This is a genomic window from Klebsiella sp. GG_Kp175, from assembly GCF_040062325.1.
GTDB lineage: Bacteria > Pseudomonadota > Gammaproteobacteria > Enterobacterales > Enterobacteriaceae > Klebsiella > Klebsiella quasipneumoniae.
Map to the genome: position 1 here is coordinate 10,809 of NZ_JBEAFX010000016.1, position 17,692 is coordinate 28,500.

Sequence of the window (17,692 nt, forward strand, 5' to 3'; positions counted from 1 at the left end):
GCCACTTTTTCAACCCTAAGTTGTTAGTGTTTTGTTAAGCCGTGGAGCGGCGCCAGTGTTTCCTGTAGGGGGAAACAGGGATATTCAGGAGAAAATGTGCTAAAAATCCGCCAGTTATGTGTCACCAGCCTTTTGCTGGTCAGCGGGGTCGCCAGCGCAGCGAATGTGCGTTTGCAGGTTGAGGGATTATCCGGAGAGCTGGAGAAAAACGTTCGCGCCCAGCTTTCCACCATCCAGAGTGATGAGGTCACGCCGGATCGTCGCTTTCGCGCGCGCGTCGATGACGCCATTCGCGAAGGTCTGAAAGCGCTGGGATATTACGAGCCGACGATTGAATTTGATCTGCGTCCGCCGCCGAAAAGGGGCCGTCAGGTGCTGATCGCCAAAGTGACCCCGGGTGAGCCGGTACGCATTGGCGGAACCGAGGTGATTCTGCGCGGCGGCGCCCGCACCGACAGCGACTATCTGGCGCTGTTGAAAACCCGCCCGGCCATCGGGACGGTGCTCAACCACGGCGATTACGACGGTTTCAAGAGCTCATTGACCCGTGTCGCCCTGCGCAAAGGCTACTTTGACAGCGAGTTCAATAAAAGCCAGCTTGGGGTCTCCCTCGACCGTCATCAGGCGTTCTGGGATATCGATTACGACAGCGGAGAACGCTATCGCTTTGGCCACGTCACCTTCTCCGGATCGCAAATTCGCGATGAATACCTGCAAAACCTCGTGCCGTTTAAAGAGGGCGACTACTACACCTCGCAGGACCTGGCCGAGCTAAACCGCCGCCTGGCGGCGACCGGGTGGTTCAGTTCGGTGGTGGTGGCGCCTGATTTTGCTAAGTCACGGAAAACCAAGGTGCTGCCTCTGCAGGGCGTTGTCTCGCCACGCAAAGAGAACACCGTGGAAACCGGGGTAGGGTACTCCACAGACGTCGGTCCGCGGGTGAAAGCCACGTGGAAAAAACCGTGGATGAACTCCTATGGCCACAGCCTGACCTCCAGCGTCAGCCTCTCCGCCCCGGAGCAGCAGTTTGACTTCACCTATAAAGTCCCGCTGCTCAAGAGCCCGCTCGAGCAGTACTATCTGATGCAGGGCGGCTTTAAGCGTACCGATCTCAATGACACCCAGGCCGACTCCACCACCTTGGGGTTGTCGCGTTTCTGGGAGATGTCGAGCGGCTGGCAGCGGGCGATTAACCTGCGCTGGAGCCTGGACCACTTTACCCAGGCGAACGTCACCAACACCACCATGCTGATTTACCCGGGGGTCTCGGTGAACCGCACTCGCTCCCGCGGCGGCCTGATGCCTACCTGGGGCGATTCGCAGCGCTACTCGGTGGACTACTCCAACACCATGTGGGGCTCGGACATCAACTTTATCGTGATGCAGGCTCAGGACGTCTGGATCCGTACCCTCTATGACCGCCACCGCTTTGTGGTGCGTGGCAACCTGGGCTGGATCGAAGCGGACAACTTTGACAAGGTGCCGCCGGACCTGCGTTTTTTCGCCGGGGGCGATCGCAGTATTCGCGGCTATAAATACAAATCCATCTCGCCGAAGGACGATGACGGCAAGCTGATCGGGGCCTCGAAGCTGGCCACCGGCTCGCTGGAATATCAGTACAACGTCAGTGGCAAGTGGTGGGGCGCCGTGTTTGTCGATAGCGGCGAAGCGGTCAGCGATATTCGCGAGAGTGATTTCAAAACCGGCGCCGGGGTAGGCGTGCGCTGGCAGTCGCCGGTGGGGCCGATCAAGCTGGATATCGCCCGGCCAATCGGCGACAAAGAAGAGCATGGTTTACAGTTTTACATCGGTCTGGGGCCTGAATTATGAGTTTATGGAAGAAGATAAGCCTCGGCGTATTAATCGTGTTGGTTCTCCTGCTGGGCACCGTCGGGTTCCTGGTGGGCACCACCACCGGCTTGCATCTGGTGTTCAAAGCGGCGGAACGCTGGGTGCCGGGGCTGGAAATCGGCAAAGTGACCGGCGGCTGGCGTGATTTAACCCTTGATAATGTCCGCTATGAGCAGCCCGGCGTGGCGGTGACCGCCGGCCAGTTTCATCTCAGCGTCAGGCTGCGCTGTCTGTGGGACAGCAGTCTGTGCGTAAACGACATCGCGCTGCGCGATATTTACGTCGCCGTCGATACGAAGAAGATGCCGCCCTCTGCGCCGGTCGAGGAAGAGGACAGCGGGCCGCTGAATCTCTCCACCCCTTATCCGATCGCCCTCAGCCGCGTCGCGCTGCATAACGTCAACGTCAAAATCGACGATACCGCGGTCTCCGTGCGCGATTTTTCCACCGGCCTGAACTGGCAGGAGAAAAATCTGACCCTGACGCCGACCTCGCTGCAGGGGCTGCTGATCGCCCTGCCGAAGGTGGCGAAAGTGGCGCAGGAGCAGGTGGTTGAGCCGAAAATCGACAACCCGCGACCGCAGGAGAAACCGCTCGGCGAGACGATGACCGACCTCTTCTCGCAGCCGGTGCTGCCGGCGATGACCGATGTCCATCTGCCGCTTAACCTCAATATTCAGGCGTTCCGCGGCGAGCAGCTGCGCCTGACCGGCGATACCGATATCACCGTGTACAACCTGCTGCTGAAAGTCAGCAGTATCGACGGGCAGATGAAGCTCGACGCCCTCGACATCGACTCCGATCAGGGCAAGGTCAGCGCTTCGGGCAGCGCCCAGCTACAGGATAACTGGCCGGTAGACATCACCCTCGCCGGAACGCTGAACGTCGACCCGATGAAAGGGGAGAAGGTGCAGCTGAAGGTGGGCGGCGAGATACGTAAAACGCTTAAGGTCGGGGTGGACTTAAGCGGGCCGGTCGCGGCCACGCTGCGGGCGGACGCGCAGCTGGCGGAGGCCGGGCTGCCGCTCAATATGGAGCTGAAAAGTAAGCAGCTCGCCTGGCCGTTCAGCGGCGAGAAGCAGTTCCAGGCCGACGACGTCCAGCTGAAGTTCAGCGGCAAAATGACCGACTATGCGCTGGCCTTCTCCACCGCGGTGAAAGGCCAGTCGCTGCCGCCGGCGAAAATCGCCCTCAACGCCAAAGGCAATGAGCGGCAGATCAATCTCGACAAGCTGACGGTCAATGCCCTGGAAGGGAAAACCGAGCTGAAAGCGCTCCTCGACTGGCAGCAGGCGATCAGCTGGCGCGGCGAGCTGACCCTCGACGGCATCAACACCGCCAAAGAGGTGCCGGACTGGCCATCGAAGCTCAATGGTAGGATCAAGACCCAGGGCAGCCTGTACGGCGGCAGCTGGCAGATGTCGGTGCCGGAGCTGAAAATTACCGGCAACGTGAAACAGAACAAGGTGGATGTTTCGGGCTCGCTGCAGGGCAACAGCTATCTGCAGTGGAAAATCCCGGGGCTGCATCTGGCGTTAGGCCCGAACAGCGCCGATATCAAAGGCGAGCTGGGGGTGAAGGATCTGAATCTCGACGCCACCATCGATGCGCCGCACCTGGATAATGCGCTGCCGGGGCTCGGCGGGACGGCGAAGGGGCTGGTGAAAGTGCGCGGCACTGTCGATGCGCCGCAGCTGCTGGCGGACATCACCGCCCGGGCGCTGCGCTGGCAGGAGCTGACCATCGCCCAGGTCAACGTCAAAGGGGATGTGAAATCCACCGATCAGATTGGCGGCAACCTGGACGTACGGGTGGATCGCATCAGCCAGCCGGGGGTGAATATCAGCCTGGTGCAGCTCAATGCCAAAGGCACTGAGAAGCAGCATGAGCTGCGGCTGCGGGTGCAAGGCGATCCGGTTTCCGGCCAGCTGGCGCTGGCGGGCAGCTTCGATCGTCAGGCCGAGCGCTGGAGAGGCGCGCTAAGCGATACCCGCTTCCAGACGCCGGTGGGTCCGGTGGCGCTGACGCGCAGTATCGCGCTGGACTACCGCAACCAGGAGCAGAAAATCAGCATCGGGCCACACTGCTGGACCAACCCGAACGCCGAGCTCTGCGTGCCTGAGACCATTGACGCAGGCGCCAGCGGGCGGGCGCGGGTGAATCTCAACCGCTTCGACCTGGCGATGCTCAAGCCGTTTATGCCGGAGGCGACCCAGGCCAGCGGCGTCTTTACCGGTAATGCCGATGTCAGCTGGGACACCACCAAGGAGGGGCTGCCGCAGGGCAAAGTGACCCTCAGCGGGCGCAACGTCAAAGTGACCCAGGTGGTCAATGACGCCCCGCTGCCGGTGGCGTTCGATACGCTGAACCTCAGCGCCGATCTGCATAACAATCGCGCGGAGCTGGGCTGGCTTATCCGCCTGACCAACAATGGCCAGCTGGATGGGCAGGTGCAGGTCACCGACCCGCAGGGGCGGCGTAACCTCGGCGGCAACGTCAATATCAGCAACTTCTCGCTGGCGATGATCAACCCGATTTTCGCCCGCGGTGAAAAGGCGGAGGGAAGGCTCAACGCCCGTCTGCGCCTGGGCGGCAACGTGAAAAGTCCACAGCTGTTCGGCCAGATGCAGTTAAGCGGGGTGGATATCGACGGCAACTTTATGCCGTTTGATATGCAGCCGAGCCAGCTGGCGATGAACTTCAACGGCACGCGCTCGACCCTGCAGGGGACGGTGAACACCCGTCAGGGGCAAATCGCCCTCAGCGGCAACGCCGACTGGACGCAGATCGATAACTGGCGGGCGCAAATTGCGGCGAAAGGCAGCCGGGTGCGGATCACGGTGCCGCCGATGGTCCGTCTCGATGTATCGCCGGACGTGGTGTTTACCGCCACGCCAAGCCTGTTCAACCTCGATGGCAAGGTGGATGTGCCCTGGGCGCGGATCGTGGTCAACGAAGTGCCGGAGAGCGCGGTTGGCGTGTCTTCTGATGAAGTGATGCTCGACAAAAACCTCAAGCCGATTAATCAGCAGAGCGCCGGGATCCCGATCAACAGCAACCTGACGATCCACGTCGGCAACAACGTTCGTCTGGAAGCCTTCGGTCTGAAAGCGCGTCTGACCGGCGATCTGAAAGTGGCGCAGGACAAGCAGGGGCTGGGACTCAACGGGCAGATCAATATTCCGGACGGCCGCTTCCACGCCTATGGCCAGGATTTGATTGTGCGCAAAGGGGAACTGCTGTTCTCCGGTCCGCCGGATCAGCCATTACTGAATATCGAAGCAATTCGTAACCCGGATGCCACCGAAGACGACGTGATCGCCGGCGTTCGCGTCACCGGATCCGCCGATCAGCCGAAAGCGGAGATCTTCTCTGACCCGGTTATGTCCCAGCAGGAAGCGCTGTCTTATCTGCTGCGCGGCCAGGGTTTGAGCAGCGGACAGAGCGATAGCGCCGCGATGACCTCAATGCTTATTGGTATGGGGGTTGCACAAAGTGGTCAGGTTGTGGGTAAAATCGGCGAGACGTTTGGCGTAAGCAATTTGGCGTTGGACACCGAAGGGGTAGGCGACTCTTCCCAGGTGGTGGTCAGCGGCTATGTACTGCCGGGTCTGCAGGTAAAATACGGGGTCGGTATCTTCGATTCCCTGGCGACGCTGACTTTACGTTATCGCCTGATGCCTAAGCTATATGTGGAAGCGGTGTCTGGCATCGACCAGGCGCTCGATTTGCTCTATCAGTTTGAGTTTTAGCAATGCGAATATTTGTTTACGGCAGTTTACGACGCAAACAAGGCAACAGCCACTGGATGACCAACGCCCAGTGGCTGGGCGCTCATAGTGTCGACGATTATCAGCTGTACAGCCTGGGCCACTATCCAGGCGCGGTGCCCGGCGAAGGCACAGTACATGGTGAAGTTTATCGTATTGATGCATCGACGCTGGCCGAACTGGATGCGCTCCGCACCAAGGGGGGCGAGTATGCGCGCCACCTGATTCAGACGCCATACGGCAGCGCATGGATGTATGTCTATCAACGTTCCGTTGAGGGTTGTACGTTGATAGCGAACGGCAACTGGTTGGATCGCGACCAGTATTAACCATGACAGCGCCACCTTCGGGTGGCGTTGTTTTTTTCTGCGCCTACCTCTTACCAGAGCGGAAGATAATCCTTCGCCAGCCACGCTGTGGAAGCCAGCGTCGTCAGCGCGAGGAATACTAATCGTCGTGTTGGGGTGCTAAACATTACATGACCTCCTCGAGCGTGGTAGGAGGGGCAGCCCCCCGCAGGTAACGCCGCATCGCCGATCGCAGCTTCAGCCAGTCAGCCACCCGGTGTGACAATAACCAGGCCGTTGGGCCTATCAGCTCCAGCACCGCCAGTACCCCGCCAAAACAGAGTAACAATAAGGACAGCATGTCCAGCGAATCCTGAACCTGCCACCAGACGCGCCGGCCTGACTGAAGGGCGCTGACGAGTTCTACTCCGAGAAATAACAGATACATCACCAGCGCGAGGCCGTAAAACAGGTAATAGAGCAGCGACAGCTGTCGGCGTCCAGGATAGAGCGGATGGTTTTTTATATAAGCCGCGCCGTCGCTGGCATTGTATAGCGCATGGATCGCCCGGCTGTCGCGCTCGTATACGGCGAGGATGCGATCGCCGGTGGCAAGAAACGGCGGCTGACAACGGTAAAACACCGGATGCAGCGCGAAATTAGCGCAGCCTGCCTGCCACCAGAAGGCCAGCGGCAGGGAACCGCATTGTATCCCGAGGCCGTGATATTCGCGGGTTGGATTGCCTGCATACCACTTCTTAAAGTGGGCGTCGATGATGATGTCTGCCTGAGCGGCATAGCGTTCCGGCAGGGCTTGCGTAAAAGGCATTGCCGACTGGCGGAGGGCTTGCGTCGTGGCGGGTAGCGGCTGGCAAAAGGAGACGTCGCGTCGGCGGGCCAGCGCCATCTTCGCCAGCAGATCGCGCATGGCGGGGTGCCGTTTTAGCGCCGGGTGGAACAGAAGCTCGTAGAGCCCGGTTAACAGCGCGATGAAGGCCAGTATCGCGATAATGCCGCAGCCGAACTTTCCCCATTCTGAGGCGCTCACCATGAGCGGGATAAGGGTGATGATGAGCGTCAGCAGGCTGATAAACAGCAGTGGCCGGGCCCAGCGCTTTACGTGTTGACTGGGCTCAAGGAGCGTTTCGCCATCGCTGAGCCAGTGGATCCAGTAACTGCCGTTGTCCAGGCGGCGGGCGCCAAGATGCAGGGGCTGATTGATCTTCAGACGGTCAAAAAGTGCGGGGTCGTTAAAATAGCGTTTATCGGTGTAAAAGACATGCTCGCCGGCGATAAGGCGCAGATACCCCTGTTTTTCAGAGACGGCGGTCGTGAAGCCAGAAAAGTTAAGAGTGAAATAGCGAACGCTTTTCACGGGACACCCTCCATGGTGTTATCGCGGCAATCCGTGCCGCAATCAGGCAGGGGATGACCCTGCCTGAGACAGAATTACTTCTGCTTAGCGCGCTCGAAAGAGGCAACGATTTCGGCTTTCGCCGCTTCCGCGTTGTCCCAACCGTCGACTTTAACCCACTTGCCTTTTTCCAGATCTTTGTAGTGCTCAAAGAAGTGAGTGATCTGGGCTTTCAGCAGTTCCGGCAGGTCGTTCACATCATTGATGTGATCGTATTCTTTGCTCAGCTTGGTGTGCGGTACGGCAACCAGTTTCGCGTCTTCACCGGATTCGTCGGTCATCTTCAGAACGCCAACCGGACGGCAGCGGATCACGGAGCCCGGCTGCAGCGGGTACGGAGTCGGGACCAGCACGTCAACCGGGTCGCCGTCCAGGGAGAGGGTGTGGTTGATGTAGCCGTAGTTGCACGGATAGAACATCGCTGTGGACATGAAACGGTCAACGAACAGTGCACCGCTCTCTTTGTCGACTTCGTATTTGATAGGATCTGCGTTCGCCGGGATCTCGATCACGACGTAGATGTCTTCCGGCAGATCTTTGCCCGCAGGTACGTTGAGTAAGCTCATGTCTGTTTCCTTTAAAATGTATGGCAAACAAGTGCTCGGTATTATAGCCAACTCACATCGAATGTCTTCGCTTCTTTTTCCCGATCTCGCCGCGGAGTGCTCTGAATTTTGCACGCCATAATGACATGAAAATCCATAAACATAGCCACATCATGAATAAATTTATGTAACCGTTTTCATTGCATGTGATTGATTTATCAAACTGCTTAAAAAAACGTCACAAACCGCCGCTGCCGCGCTCCCCGCGAAGCCTTATCCGCTCTCCGCTGGGCTATTGGGCTGTAATTAACATCTCATTTACTTTTTTGAAGTGTGATGTAACGCATTCAGTTACATCACCGATTGTCTATAGTTTGTCCGCAGGTGAGACTTTAACCAACAATAACCCTACGAGGATACCCTTATGTGGAAGCGCTTACTTCTTGTCACAGCAGTTTCCGCAGCTATGTCGTCTATGGCGATAGCTGCCCCGCTAACCGTAGGTTTTTCGCAGGTCGGTTCTGAATCCGGCTGGCGTGCGGCGGAAACCAGCGTCGCGAAAGAGGAAGCCGCCAAGCGCGGTATTACGCTGAAGATCGCTGATGGTCAGCAAAAACAGGAAAACCAGATCAAAGCGGTGCGCTCCTTTATCGCCCAGGGGGTTGACGCGATCTTCATTGCGCCGGTGGTGGCCACCGGCTGGGAGCCGGTGCTGAAAGAGGCGAAAGAGGCCAAGATACCGGTCTTCCTCCTCGACCGTTCCATTGATGTGAAAGATAAAGATCTCTACATGACCACCGTGACCGCCAACAACGTGCTGGAAGGCCAGCTGATTGGCGACTGGCTGGTGAAAACCGTCGACGGTAAGCCGTGTAACGTCGTTGAACTGCAGGGCACCGTCGGGGCCAGCGTGGCCATCGACCGTAAGAAAGGCTTCGCCGACGCTATCGCCAAAGCGTCGAATATCAAAATTATCCGCTCTCAGTCCGGCGACTTCACCCGCAGCAAAGGGAAAGAGGTCATGGAGAGCTTTATCAAGGCGGAGAATAACGGCAAAAACATCTGCATGGTATTCGCTCATAACGACGATATGGCCATCGGCGCCATCCAGGCCATTAAAGAAGCCGGTCTGAAGCCGGGCAAAGATATTCTGACCGGCTCCATCGACGGCGTGCCGGATATCTATAAAGCGATGATCGCCGGCGAAGCCAACGCCAGCGTCGAGCTGACGCCGAATATGGCCGGCCCGGCGTTTGATGCGCTGGAGAAATACAAAAAAGACGGCACCCTGCCGGAGAAGCTGACCATTACCAAATCGACGCTGTATCTGCCGGATACGGCGAAAGAAGAGTTAGAGAAGAAGAAAAATATGGGCTACTGAGTGGCTAGCCCCTCATCCCGGCCCTCTCCGCAAGCGGAGAGGGTAACAGGCAGCGTTCCAGTAACCCCGGCAAGCAGAGCGCGAACCGGGGCAACCTGACATCATTTGAAGGTGATATCGATTATGAGCGCCGAGGCACACCAGGAGATCCTTCGCACCGAAGGACTCAGTAAATTCTTCCCCGGCGTTAAGGCGCTGGATAACGTCAACTTTAGCCTGCGGCGCGGCGAAATCATGGCCCTGTTGGGCGAAAACGGCGCCGGAAAATCGACGCTGATCAAAGCGCTTACCGGCGTTTACCATGCCGATCGCGGCACCATCTGGCTGGAAGGCCAGGCCATTTCCCCGAAAAATACCGCCCATGCCCAGCAGCTGGGGATCGGCACCGTTTATCAGGAAGTGAACCTGCTGCCGAATATGTCGGTGGCGGACAACCTGTTTATCGGCCGTGAGCCGCGGCGGTTTGGCCTGCTGCGGCGTAAAGAGATGGAGGCCAGGGCGACGGCGCTGATGGCCTCCTATGGCTTTTCCCTCGATGTGCGCGAGCCGCTGAACCGCTTTTCAGTAGCGATGCAGCAGATCGTTGCTATCTGTCGGGCTATCGACCTGTCGGCCAAGGTGCTGATCCTCGACGAGCCCACCGCCAGCCTCGATACTCAGGAGGTGGAGATGCTGTTTACCCTGATGCGCCAGCTCAGGGATAACGGCGTCAGCCTGATCTTCGTCACCCATTTTCTCGACCAGGTCTATGCGGTCAGCGACCGCATTACCGTGCTGCGCAACGGCAGCTTCGTCGGCTGCCGCGAAACCCGCGAGCTGCCGCAGATTGAGCTGGTGAAAATGATGCTGGGCCGCGAACTGGACCACAACGCCCTGCAGCGGGCGGGCCGAACCCTGCTGAGCGATAAGCCGGTGGCGGCGTTCGAAGGCTACGGCAAGAAAGGCACCATCGCCCCGTTCGACCTGCAGGTCCGTCCGGGCGAAATTGTCGGCCTCGCCGGCCTGTTGGGTTCCGGACGCACTGAAACCGCCGAGGTGATCTTCGGCATTAAAACGGCGGACAGCGGGAAGGCATGGATCAAAGGCAAACCGCAAACCCTGCGCTCTCCGCATCAGGCCTCCTGCCTCGGGATCGGCTTCTGTCCGGAGGATCGCAAAACCGACGGCATTATCGCCGCCGCTTCGGTGCGGGAAAATATCGTCCTTGCCCTGCAGGCGCAGCGCGGCTGGCTGCGGCCGATACCCCGGCGTGAACAGAACGAGATCGCCGAGCGCTTTATTCGCCAGCTGGGGATCCGTACCCCCAGCGCGGAGCAGCCGATCGAGTTTCTCTCCGGCGGCAACCAGCAGAAGGTATTACTTTCCCGCTGGCTGCTGACCAAACCGCAGTTCCTGATCCTCGATGAACCGACCCGCGGCATTGACGTCGGCGCCCACGCGGAAATTATTCGCCTGATTGAAACCCTCTGCGCCGATGGTCTGGCGCTGCTGGTCATCTCCTCTGAACTGGAGGAGCTAGTGGGTTACGCCGATCGGGTCATTATCATGCGCGATCGCCGGCAGGTGGCCGAGATCCCGCTCGCCGAGCTCTCTGTACCGGCGATCATGAACGCTATTGCGGCATAAGGAGTAACTCATGATGCCTCGATCTCTTTCGCAAACCGGCCCGGAGAAGCGACGCTTCACCTGGCCGAAGGGCACCCCGCAGATCATTGCTCTGCTGCTGGTTCTGCTGGTCGACAGCCTGGTGGCGCCCCATTTTTATCAGGTAGTGCTCCAGGATGGCCGCCTGTTTGGCAGCCCAATCGATATTCTCAACCGCGCCGCTCCGGTGGCGCTGCTGGCCATCGGCATGACGCTGGTGATCGCCACCGGCGGCATCGACCTGTCGGTGGGGGCGGTGATGGCGATTGCCGGCGCGACGGCCGCCTCGATGACCGTCGCCGGACACAGCCTGGCGGTGGTGCTGCTGGCCTCGCTGGCGGCGGGCGCGCTGGCCGGGCTGTGGAACGGCATCCTCGTGGCGGTCCTTAAGATCCAGCCCTTTGTGGCGACGTTGATCCTGATGGTGGCCGGACGCGGGGTAGCGCAGTTGATCACCGCCGGGCAGATCGTCACCTTTGATTCCCCTGCGCTGGCGTGGCTTGGCAGCGGATCGTTTCTGCTGTTTCCGACGCCAGTGATCGTCGCCGCTGCTACGCTGCTGCTGTTCTGGCTGTTTACCCGTAAAACGGCGCTGGGCATGTTTATCGAAGCGGTGGGGATCAATATCCGCGCGGCGAAAAACGCCGGCGTTAATACCCGCATCGTGGTGATGCTGGCCTATGTCCTGAGCGGCGTCTGCGCGGCGATCGCCGGGATCATCGTGGCGGCGGACATTCGCGGCGCGGATGCCAATAACGCCGGGCTATGGCTGGAGCTGGACGCCATTCTGGCGGTGGTCATCGGCGGCGCTTCGCTGATGGGCGGGCGATTCAACCTGCTGCTGTCGGTGGTGGGGGCGCTGATTATCCAGGGCATGAACACCGGGATTTTGCTCTCCGGCTTCCCGCCGGAGCTCAACCAGGTGGTGAAAGCGGTGGTGGTGCTGTGCGTACTGATTGTCCAGTCGCCGCGCTTTATCGGTTTACTGAAAGGGGTACGCGGCCATGATAAAACGTAATTTACCGTTGATGATCACCCTCGCGGTGTTTGTGCTGGGCTATCTCTACTGCCTGACGCAATTCCCCGGCTTTGCCTCGACGCGGGTGATCTGCAATATCCTGACGGATAACGCCTTCCTCGGGATCATCGCCGTGGGCATGACCTTCGTGATCCTCTCCGGCGGGATCGATCTGTCTGTCGGGTCGGTGATCGCCTTTACCGGCGTCTTTCTCGCCAAAGCGATTGGCTTTTGGGGAATATCACCGCTGGTGGCGTTTCCGCTGGTGCTGGTGATGGGCTGCGCCTTCGGCGCGTTTATGGGGCTGCTGATTGACGCCCTGAAGATCCCGGCCTTTATCATCACCCTCGCCGGCATGTTCTTCCTGCGCGGCGTGAGCTATCTGGTGTCAGAGGAGTCGATTCCGATTAACCACCCGGTGTATGACACCCTGTCCGGGCTGGCATGGACCATTCCCGGCGGCGGACGCCTCAGCGCCATGGGGCTGCTGATGCTGCTGGTGGTGGTGGCCGGTATTTTTGTCGCCCACCGCACCCGCTTCGGCAATCAGGTGTATGCCATCGGCGGCAACGCGACGTCGGCGAATCTGATGGGGATTTCCACCCGCAGCGCCACAATCCGTATCTATATGCTCTCCACCGGGCTGGCGACGCTGGCCGGGATCGTCTTTTCCATTTATACCCAGGCGGGCTATGCGCTGGCGGGCGTCGGCGTGGAGCTGGACGCCATTGCCTCGGTGGTGATCGGCGGTACGCTGCTCAGCGGCGGCGTTGGCACCGTGCTGGGAACCCTGTTCGGGGTGGCGATCCAGGGGCTGATTCAGACCTACATCAACTTCGACGGCACCCTCAGCTCATGGTGGACGAAAATCGCCATCGGCATTTTGCTGTTTATCTTTATCGCGCTGCAGCGTGGGCTGACCGTGCTGTGGGAAAACCGGCAGAATGCGGCGGTGACGCGGGTGAGCGGGGCGGGGAGTCGCTAAGCGAGAGGCTCCTCCCGCAGGCGCGGGAGGAGCGGGCAGGGCGTTTAGGCGTCCGGGAACGACTTAATAAAGTTCTCGACGTCTTCCACCATGTGGTTGTTGCCGACGAAGAAGGAGCGGCGCTGGTGCAGGCTTTCCGGAACAATATCCAGAATACGCTCTTTACCATCGCTGGCCTTACCGCCCGCCTGTTCGGCAAGGAAGGCCATCGGGTTGCATTCATACAGCAGGCGCAGCTTACCATCCGGGTGGCTGGCGGTGCTTGGATAGAGGTAGATGCCGCCTTTCAGCAGGTTGCGGTGGAAGTCCGCCACCAGAGAGCCGATATAGCGTGAGGTATAAGGACGCTGAGTCGCTTTGTCTTCTTCCTGGCAGTACTTAATGTACTTCTTCACGCCCTGCGGGAATTTGATGTAGTTGCCTTCGTTAATGGAGTAGGTATTGCCCTTCTCCGGGAAGCGCATGCGCTCCTGGCACAGACAGAAGACGCCGAGGGACGGGTCATAGGTGAAGGCGTGGACGCCGCAGCCGGTGGTATACACCAGCATTGTCGAAGAGCCATAGACCACATAGCCCGCTGCCACCTGCTTGTTTCCCGGCTGCAGGAAATCTTCTTCTGTCACCGGCGTGCCAACAGGCGTCACGCGGCGATAGATAGAGAAGATCGTACCGACAGAGACGTTAACGTCGATGTTAGAGGAGCCATCCAGAGGGTCCATCAGCACCACGTATTTGGCGTGTTCACACCCTTCGAAGACGACAATCTCATCTTCTTCTTCAGAGGCGATCCCGGCAACAATATCGCGTGCTCGCAGTGCGGCTTTTAATTTTTCATTAGCGAACAGATCGAGTTTTTGCTGAACCTCGCCCTGAACGTTTTCAGCACCGCTGGCACCCAGGATATCGACCAGACCGGCCTTGTTGATATCGCGGTGGATGATCTTGGCGCCCAGCTTTATTGCTGACAACAAAGCAGTCAGCTCACCGGTGGCGTGGGAGAACTCGTGCTGCTTTTCAACAATAAACTCACCTAACGTTTTCATAACTCGTTCCCTGCATTTTTATGTTGAGTAAAACGAACGCAACAATCTTAACAAAGAATCAAAAAAGTGCGCACTGGTGAATCGCGCCAGCAAAATACAGATTCGCCTGAAATGCATTTCGCCAGGGCCCGGGATATGGGTAAAATGTGCCCCGGATAAGAGAAGGAAATGACGAATGCGCATTCATATTTTAGGAATCTGTGGCACGTTTATGGGGGGCCTGGCCATGCTGGCGCGCTCCCTCGGTCATGAGGTAACGGGGTCGGATGCTAACGTCTATCCGCCGATGAGCACCCTGCTGGAAAACCAGGGGATTGATTTAATTCAGGGCTATGACCCCAGCCAGCTGGAGCCCCGGCCGGACCTGGTGATCATCGGTAACGCCATGACTCGCGGCAACCCGTGCGTTGAAGCGGTGCTGGAAAACAATATTCCCTATATGTCCGGCCCGCAGTGGCTGCACGACTTCGTGCTGCGCGATCGCTGGGTGCTGGCCGTCGCCGGGACCCACGGCAAAACCACCACCGCCGGCATGGCGACCTGGATCCTTGAAGCCTGCGGTTACCAGCCGGGCTTCGTTATTGGCGGCGTTCCGGGCAATTTTGACGTCTCTGCGCGCCTGGGCGACAGCCCGTTCTTCGTCATTGAAGCGGATGAATACGACTGCGCCTTCTTCGACAAGCGCTCCAAATTTGTTCACTACTGCCCGCGGACGCTGATCCTCAACAACCTTGAGTTCGACCACGCGGATATCTTTGACGACCTGAAGGCGATTCAGAAGCAGTTCCACCATCTGGTGCGCATCGTGCCGGGCAAAGGCAAAATTATCCTGCCGGAGAACGACATCAACCTGAAGCAGGTGATGGCGATGGGCTGCTGGAGCGAGCAGGAGCTGGTGGGCGAGCAGGGCCACTGGCAGGCGAAGAAGCTGAACGCCGACGCCTCGCAGTGGGAAGTGCTGTTTGACGGCGAAAAGGTCGGCGAGGTGAAGTGGGCGCTGGTCGGCGAACATAATATGCATAACGGCCTGATGGCCATTGCCGCGGCGCGTCACGTCGGGGTACTGCCGGCGGATGCCGCGAACGCGCTGGGCAGCTTTATCAACGCCCGCCGTCGCCTGGAGCTGCGCGGCGAAGCCAACGGCGTCACCGTGTATGACGATTTCGCTCATCATCCGACGGCGATCCTCGCCACGCTGCAGGCGCTGCGCGGCAAAGTGGGCGGCACCGCGCGCATTCTCGCCGTGCTGGAGCCGCGCTCTAACACCATGAAAATGGGCGTCTGCAAGGACGATCTGGCGCCGTCTCTTGGCCGCGCCGATGAGGTGTTCCTCCTGCAGCCGCAGCATATCCCGTGGCAGGTGGCGGAAGTGGCGGAAGCCTGCGTCCAGCCGGCCCACTGGAGCGCCGACGTCGATACCCTGGCGGAGATGGTGGTCAAAACCGCCCATCCTGGCGACCATATCCTGGTGATGAGCAACGGCGGCTTCGGCGGCATTCATCAAAAGCTGCTGGATAAACTGGCGCAAAAAGCGGCCGCGACAGAGTAACGTCCCGCCTCCGGTCACTGCCCTCCGCGTGAGGGCAGTTTTGTTTTTACCAACAGGGAGGGTGTGATGCTGACCCGCGAAAGCGTTCTTTCTACCGACTCGCCCCATTTCGCCATGCTGGACGCGCTCTACGCGCGCGCCTTTCCTTGGCACGAGCAGCGCGAAAGCGAGGCCAAACGTCAGGCGCTCAGCAACGCGCACTACGCGCTTGAGGCGTGGTTCGATGAGGACGTATTTATCGGCCTCAGCGGCTGCTGGCAGTTTGCCGGCTACGGTTATGTCGAACATTTGGCGATCGACGATACGCTGCGCTCCCGCGGCTATGGTAAACAGCTGCTGGCGCAGATCCTGACGCGCGCCCCGCTGACCATTCTGGAAATCGATCCGCTGAGCAGCGAGATCGCCCATAAACGGCTGCGCTTTTATCAGTCGATGGGATTTCACGCTAACCCCTGGGCGCATCGTCATCCCACCTATCATCAGGGCATCGCGGATCATGAGCTGCTGGTGCTGAGCTATCCGCAGCCGATCGATGAGCGACAGTACCAGCAGTTTGCCCGGGATCTCGGGCACGAGGTGATGGGGCGGGAGTAGCCCGGCGCGGCGTACCGCTCCGGGCGTTCGGCTGGGGGTATTTTTACTCTTTGGCGATCGGCGTTTCGTTCTCCACCACTTTATTGTCGCCCTGAATCTGCGCGATCTTCTGCTCGACGGCGGCCACCTGGGCGCTGTCGTGCAGCAAGGTGTAGGTCAGATCAAACTGCGCGCTGGCGCCCGGCTGCAGCTGCTTCACGCGTTTTTGCTCGCGTTCAATGGTCACCGGATAGGCGTAGCTGGTCCCCGGCTCGATACCGGTGACGTAACCCTGTTTGACGGTGTCGGTGTTTTTCCACAGCGTCAGGACCGGCAGCTGGCGGGTGTCGAACTGAATAGAGGCGCCTTTATCGCCAGCCTTGTTGACCACGGCGGCCAGCGTCTGGTGATTTTCATCGGCCAGCGGCTGAATATTAAATACCATCTCGTCAAAGTCTTTGGTCGGTCCCTGATAGGTTTGCCAGGTTTTTAACCCGCTCTTGGCGTAATCATTGAACGGGCTGATGCTGGACATCGGGGCGAGGAAACGTGCGCCTTCTTCGAGGATCGGGGTACCGAAGTTGCTGTGGTAGATGATCTGATAATCATGCGGATAGTCGGCGTGATTGGTTAAGACATCGTGCAGGCTGAAGCTGTTACTGCCCGGGATATAGCGCAGCTCGGTCATGGTCTGCAGATCGGCTTTTTTGAAGGTGCTCTCTTTCACCAGCCCGCGGACGCGAATTTCATACGGCGCGCTGTCGGCCACCTCAACCTCCACCAGGGAGGCCGGCGTGTTGCCGGCCTTGCCGTGCAGGGTATAAATTTGCCCGTCCGCGGTGACTGGATGGCCGGTCCACTCATAGCCGCAGCGGACCATCATCTCGTTGAACCCTTCCAGCCAGCCGAGTCCGTTGCGGCTCTCCAGGTTGATAAACGCCGGGTTAACAACCTCTTTGACCGGCGAATCCCAGCCCATCCGGCTGCCGAAGCCTTCCACTCGCAGCAAGTTCATGCCCCGCGTCGGGCTGAGGGTGATTGTCAGGCCGTCTTTACTGCGAATGGTGAGGATTTTGCTGCCTTCCTGCTTGCCGCCGTGCAGGACTTTTTGCTCAATGCTGAACGTATGGTCTTTCACCTTCAGCTGATCGCTGCTGATCTGCCAGTTTCCTTTATCCATGCCCTCTTCAGCACTCGTCAGCACCCATGTTTTTGCCGCGGCGGAGCCAGAAACCAGCAGAGCGATAGCCGTCAGAACCAATGTCTTTTTCATTTTTATTCCCTTTTGCTGAATCGATTGTGTCATTGACGTGTGAAATCTACCGGCATGGGGGTGATTAAAATGTGAAGCGCCTCACCTGGTGAGAAAGTGGCCGTTTTGAAGATGTTAAATGCGATAAGTGTCGTATTATTGTGCTAAGGCATGATTAATTATCACCACAAGATGTGATCTGCATTGCTTTTAGCTTTAACGATTCAGCGGTGGTGAGGCAATAAACAAAAGTATCGTTGTGCGGATTAGGGGGACTCAGGAGATGCAGCGGGAACCCCCTGCTGGCGCGATGTTGGCGTTGTAGCTGGGGAAGGTAGGCCGGATAAGGCGTAGCCGCCATCCGGCACAACGCCGGAAAC

At 58.9% G+C, this 17,692-nt stretch carries 13 protein-coding genes; 9 read left to right on the forward strand and 4 right to left on the reverse strand.

Translation table 11 applies throughout. The features are described from left to right. Positions 1 to 96: 96 nt before the first annotated feature. Genes tamA through ABLU73_RS20345 form a run of 3 tightly spaced genes read left to right on the forward strand, consistent with a single transcriptional unit; the run spans position 97 to position 5,950 of the window. Positions 97 to 1,830 (forward strand): autotransporter assembly complex protein TamA, encoded by a 1,734-nt coding sequence (gene tamA / locus ABLU73_RS20335; protein ID WP_043519304.1) that lies wholly within the window; start codon positions 97 to 99, stop codon positions 1,828 to 1,830. Further along, positions 1,827 to 5,603, forward strand: coding sequence for an autotransporter assembly complex protein TamB (tamB, locus tag ABLU73_RS20340; RefSeq protein ID WP_264924176.1), 3,777 nt, complete (start codon positions 1,827 to 1,829; stop codon positions 5,601 to 5,603). The genes tamA and tamB overlap by 4 nt, the downstream gene beginning before the upstream one ends. A gap of 2 nt (positions 5,604 to 5,605) precedes the next feature. After that, positions 5,606 to 5,950, forward strand: a complete 345-nt coding sequence (locus ABLU73_RS20345; protein WP_002886724.1) for a gamma-glutamylcyclotransferase — start codon at positions 5,606 to 5,608, stop codon at positions 5,948 to 5,950. A gap of 145 nt (positions 5,951 to 6,095) precedes the next feature. Here the strand turns inward: ABLU73_RS20345 and ABLU73_RS20350 are convergent, their stop codons facing one another. Both ABLU73_RS20350 and ppa read right to left on the reverse strand, forming a co-directional pair. Next, complete coding sequence (locus tag ABLU73_RS20350; protein ID WP_109882776.1) at positions 6,096 to 7,283, reverse strand: hypothetical protein; 1,188 nt, start codon at positions 7,281 to 7,283, stop codon at positions 6,096 to 6,098. 74 nt (positions 7,284 to 7,357) lie between these two features. Further along, positions 7,358 to 7,888, reverse strand: coding sequence for an inorganic diphosphatase (gene ppa / locus ABLU73_RS20355; RefSeq protein ID WP_002886766.1), 531 nt, complete (start codon positions 7,886 to 7,888; stop codon positions 7,358 to 7,360). A 403-nt stretch (positions 7,889 to 8,291) separates the two neighbouring features. On the opposite strand from ppa, the gene ytfQ reads away from it, so the two are divergent. From ytfQ to yjfF, 4 genes are all read left to right on the forward strand, one after another. Beyond that, a complete protein-coding gene (gene ytfQ, locus ABLU73_RS20360) occupies positions 8,292 to 9,248 on the forward strand; it encodes a galactofuranose ABC transporter, galactofuranose-binding protein YtfQ (RefSeq protein WP_002886769.1) in 957 nt (318 codons plus the stop codon). Positions 9,249 to 9,371: 123 nt separating this feature from the next. Then, positions 9,372 to 10,874 (forward strand): galactofuranose ABC transporter, ATP-binding protein YtfR, encoded by a 1,503-nt coding sequence (gene ytfR, locus ABLU73_RS20365; protein ID WP_008807146.1) that lies wholly within the window; start codon positions 9,372 to 9,374, stop codon positions 10,872 to 10,874. Positions 10,875 to 10,884: 10 nt separating this feature from the next. Then, complete coding sequence (gene ytfT / locus ABLU73_RS20370; RefSeq protein ID WP_004206491.1) at positions 10,885 to 11,910, forward strand: galactofuranose ABC transporter, ATP-binding protein YtfT; 1,026 nt, start codon at positions 10,885 to 10,887, stop codon at positions 11,908 to 11,910. After that, positions 11,897 to 12,895: a galactofuranose ABC transporter, permease protein YjfF gene (gene yjfF / locus ABLU73_RS20375; protein WP_002886825.1), complete on the forward strand. Its 999-nt coding sequence runs from the start codon at positions 11,897 to 11,899 to the stop codon at positions 12,893 to 12,895. Before ytfT ends, yjfF begins: the two co-directional genes overlap by 14 nt. Before the next feature lie 44 nt (positions 12,896 to 12,939). Here the strand turns inward: yjfF and fbp are convergent, their stop codons facing one another. After that, positions 12,940 to 13,938, reverse strand: coding sequence for a class 1 fructose-bisphosphatase (gene fbp, locus ABLU73_RS20380; RefSeq protein WP_004206493.1), 999 nt, complete (start codon positions 13,936 to 13,938; stop codon positions 12,940 to 12,942). A 175-nt stretch (positions 13,939 to 14,113) separates the two neighbouring features. Here fbp and mpl point away from each other — a divergent pair, with 175 nt between their 5' ends. Both mpl and ABLU73_RS20390 read left to right on the forward strand, forming a co-directional pair. Next, complete coding sequence (gene mpl / locus ABLU73_RS20385) at positions 14,114 to 15,487, forward strand: UDP-N-acetylmuramate:L-alanyl-gamma-D-glutamyl-meso-diaminopimelate ligase (protein ID WP_048296492.1); 1,374 nt, start codon at positions 14,114 to 14,116, stop codon at positions 15,485 to 15,487. Positions 15,488 to 15,553: 66 nt separating this feature from the next. Further along, positions 15,554 to 16,081 (forward strand): GNAT family N-acetyltransferase, encoded by a 528-nt coding sequence (locus ABLU73_RS20390; protein WP_064151128.1) that lies wholly within the window; start codon positions 15,554 to 15,556, stop codon positions 16,079 to 16,081. Positions 16,082 to 16,124: 43 nt separating this feature from the next. Here the strand turns inward: ABLU73_RS20390 and ABLU73_RS20395 are convergent, their stop codons facing one another. After that, on the reverse strand, positions 16,125 to 17,333 hold the full coding sequence (locus ABLU73_RS20395; RefSeq protein WP_017900577.1) for an aldose 1-epimerase family protein: 1,209 nt from the start codon (positions 17,331 to 17,333) through the stop codon (positions 16,125 to 16,127). Between the last annotated feature and the right edge of the window lie 359 nt (positions 17,334 to 17,692).